Below are 3,826 nucleotides of genomic sequence, written 5' to 3' on the forward strand. Positions count from 1 at the left end.
TATTTCAGCTGCGATTGGCTATGCGGAGGCGACAGGTATTCCGTATGAGTTAGGATTAATTAAAAATCGTTACGTTGGACGTACGTTTATCCAACCTTCTCAAGAACTGCGCGAGCAAGGGGTAAAGATGAAGCTTTCCGCAGTAAGAGGTGTGGTTGAGGGGAAACGAGTTGTTATGATTGACGACTCTATCGTAAGAGGAACGACAAGTAAACGAATTGTTCGTATGCTTCGTGAAGCTGGAGCGACAGAAGTTCATGTAAGAATCGCTTCACCACCTCTGAAATATCCATGTTTCTATGGCATTGATATTCAAACGAGAAAAGAATTAATTGCAGCAAATAATACAGTAGAAGAAATCCGTGAAATGATCGGAGCAGATTCTTTAACATTTTTAAGCGAAGATGGATTAGTAGATGCAATTGGACGTCCATATGAAGGGAAATATGGCGGCTTATGTATGGCTTACTTTAATGGGGACTATCCAACAGCTCTTTATGATTATGAGCAAGAGCTTTTAGAAAGTATGAAATAAGAAAAGTGAAAAAAGCTTCTACTTCTTTTGATGTAGAAGCTAGCTTCTTTCTTAAAACGGCCCGCCCTGGATGGGGAGAAATTAAAAGACGAGGTGTAAATAACGATGGCGAATGCATATAAGCAAGCAGGAGTAGATATTGAAGCTGGATATGAAGCGGTATCTCGCATGAAAAAACACGTACAAACAACTATGAGAAAAGAAGTACTAGGCGGTTTAGGCGGTTTTGGAGGTATGTTTGATCTATCAAAATTTGCATTAGAAGAACCTGTATTAGTATCTGGAACAGATGGCGTGGGAACAAAATTGATGCTCGCTTTTATGGCAGATAAACATGACACAATTGGTATTGATGCAGTAGCAATGTGTGTAAATGATATTGTTGTCCAAGGAGCAGAGCCGCTTTTCTTCCTTGATTATATTGCTTGTGGTAAAGCTGAACCTAGTAAAATTGAAAACATCGTCAAAGGTATATCAGAGGGCTGTCGCCAAGCTGGTTGTGCATTAATCGGTGGAGAAACAGCTGAAATGCCAGGAATGTATTCTACGGAAGAATATGATTTAGCTGGTTTTACAGTTGGGATTGTTGATAAAAAGAAAATTGTAACAGGTGAAAAGATTGAAGCTGGTCACGTGTTAATTGGCTTAGCATCTAGCGGTATTCATAGCAATGGTTACTCTTTAGTACGAAAAGTGTTACTAGAAGATGGAGAACTATCTTTAGAGCGTATTTATGGACGCTTAGAACTACCTCTTGGTGAAGAACTATTAAAACCAACGAAAATTTATGTCAAACCTATTTTAGAACTATTGAAGAAGCATGAAGTATACGGTATGGCGCATATTACAGGGGGCGGATTTATTGAAAATATCCCACGTATGTTGCCAGAAGGAATTGGTGCTGAGATTGAACTAGGATCTTGGAAAATTCAGCCGATCTTCCATTTACTTCAAGAAGTTGGAAAGCTGGAAGAGAAAGAAATGTTCAATATTTTTAACATGGGTATTGGTATGGTAGTAGCAGTGAAGGAAGAAGATGCAAAAGATGTTGTTCGTCTTCTTGAAGAGCAAGGAGAAACGGCTCGTATTATTGGACGTACTGTACAAGGAGCTGGCGTTACTTTTAATGGGGGCACAGCACTATGAGTAGATTAGCAGTTTTTGCTTCTGGAAGTGGATCTAACTTTCAATCTCTCGTTAATGCGGTAGAAGAAAAAAGATTGGATGCAGAAATTAGTTTATTAGTATGTGATAAACCAGAAGCACGTGCTGTTGGGCGAGCGCATTATCATCATATTCCGTGTTTCGCTTTTTCAGCGAAAGCATATGAGTCAAAAGAAGCGTTTGAAAAAGAGATATTAAAGAAGCTAGAAGAATATGAAATTGATTATGTTATTTTAGCTGGATATATGCGTTTAATCGGGCCGACGTTACTAGAAACATACGGCGGAAAGATTATTAATATTCATCCATCATTACTACCGAGCTTTCCGGGTAAAGATGCTGTCGGTCAAGCGTTAGAAGCAGGTGTGAAAGTAACTGGAGTAACAATTCATTATGTAGATGCAGGTATGGATACAGGGCCAATTATTGCGCAAGAAGCAGTGGTTGTTTCTGAAGGGGATACGAGAGAAAGCTTACAAAAGAAAATTCAGCAAGTTGAACATAAATTATACGTAAATACAGTGAATCAAATTGTTCAGTCTGTGAAAGAAGCAACTGTTAACTAACATACAACCAGGGGTGAAGGATAAATGAAAAAGCGTGCATTAGTAAGTGTTTCAGATAAAACAGGAGTAGTAGAATTTGTTAAAGGGTTACTAGAGCAAGGGATTGAAGTTATTTCAACAGGTGGTACGAAAAAGTTACTAGAAGAAAACGGCTTACAAGTAATTGGTATTTCTGAAGTAACTGGTTTCCCTGAAATTATGGATGGTCGTGTGAAAACTTTACATCCAAATATTCATGGTGGTCTATTAGCAGTTCGTGATAATGAAACACATGTAGCGCAAATGAATGAACTAGGCATTCAAGCAATTGATTTTGTTGTTGTAAACCTATATCCATTTAAAGAAACAATCGCTAAGCCTGATGTAACATTTGCTGATGCAATTGAAAATATTGATATCGGTGGCCCAACAATGATTCGCTCTGCTGCGAAAAATCATAAATTCGTATCTGTAATTGTAGACCCAGTAGATTATGATATTGTGTTAGCAGAACTAAAAGAGAACGGTGAAGTGGCAGAGGAAACAAAACGTAAACTAGCAGCGAAAGTATTCCGTCATACAGCAGCGTATGATGCGTTAATTTCTAACTACTTAACAGAGCAAATGGGTGAAGAAAGTCCAGAAACATTAACTGTGACATTTGAGAAAAAGCAAGACTTACGTTATGGCGAGAACCCACATCAAAAAGCAACTTTCTATAAAGCGCCATTCGCAGCAACTTCTTCTGTTGCATACGCAGAACAATTACACGGTAAAGAATTATCGTATAACAATATTAATGATGCAGACGCAGCGCTTAGCATCGTAAAAGAATTTACAGAACCAGCAGTAGTAGCAGTAAAACATATGAATCCATGTGGTGTTGGAGTAGGAACTGATATTCACGAAGCATATACTCGTGCTTATGAAGCGGATCCAGTATCAATCTTCGGCGGTATTATTGCAGCAAATCGTGAAATTGATAAAGCTACAGCAGAAAAGTTACATGAAATTTTCTTAGAAATTGTTATCGCACCTTCGTTCTCGCAAGAAGCTTTAGAAGTGTTGCAAAGTAAGAAGAACTTACGCTTACTAACTGTAAATATTGAAAAAGCGACAAGTGCAAGTAAAAAACTAACTTCTGTACAAGGTGGACTTCTCGTTCAAGAGGAAGATACGTTATCATTAGATGAAAGTACAATTTCAATTCCAACGAAACGTGAACCTTCAGAGCAAGAATGGAAAGATTTAAAACTAGCTTGGAAAGTTGTAAAACATGTGAAATCAAACGCAATTGTTTTAGCGAAAGATGACATGACAATTGGTGTCGGTGCGGGACAGATGAACCGTGTAGGTTCTGCAAAAATCGCAATTACACAAGCTGGTGAAAAAGCACAAGGTAGCGCGCTTGCATCTGATGCTTTCTTCCCAATGCCAGATACATTAGAAGAAGCAGCAAAAGCAGGAATTACAGCAATCATTCAACCGGGCGGATCAATCCGTGATGAAGATTCTATTAAAGTGGCAGATACGTATGGGATTGCTATGGTGTTCACTGGCGTACGTCATTTCAAACACTAAT

Annotated in this window: 4 protein-coding genes; all 4 read left to right on the forward strand. The window is 38.5% G+C overall.

What is annotated here, in order from left to right; all coding sequences use genetic code 11:
• Positions 1–535 (forward strand): amidophosphoribosyltransferase (locus MR170_RS29985; RefSeq protein WP_481746796.1); only part of this gene is annotated, 535 nt, incomplete at its 5' end.
• Between the two features lie 105 nt (positions 536–640).
• Positions 641–1,681 carry a phosphoribosylformylglycinamidine cyclo-ligase gene (gene purM / locus MR170_RS29990; RefSeq protein ID WP_016083737.1) on the forward strand — a complete coding sequence of 347 codons (1,041 nt, stop codon included), beginning with the start codon at positions 641–643 and terminating at the stop codon, positions 1,679–1,681.
• Entirely contained in the window at positions 1,678–2,265 is a 588-nt protein-coding gene (purN, locus tag MR170_RS29995) for a phosphoribosylglycinamide formyltransferase (protein ID WP_016083736.1), read from the forward strand. The genes purM and purN overlap by 4 nt, the downstream gene beginning before the upstream one ends.
• Positions 2,266–2,289: 24 nt before the next feature.
• Positions 2,290–3,825 carry a bifunctional phosphoribosylaminoimidazolecarboxamide formyltransferase/IMP cyclohydrolase gene (purH, locus tag MR170_RS30000; protein ID WP_016083735.1) on the forward strand — a complete coding sequence of 512 codons (1,536 nt, stop codon included), beginning with the start codon at positions 2,290–2,292 and terminating at the stop codon, positions 3,823–3,825.
• Position 3,826: the final 1 nt, after the last annotated feature.

Origin of the sequence: Bacillus cereus group sp. BfR-BA-01524 (genome assembly GCF_022662595.1) — a bacterium.
Taxonomy (GTDB): Bacteria; Bacillota; Bacilli; order Bacillales; family Bacillaceae_G; genus Bacillus_A; species Bacillus_A thuringiensis_S.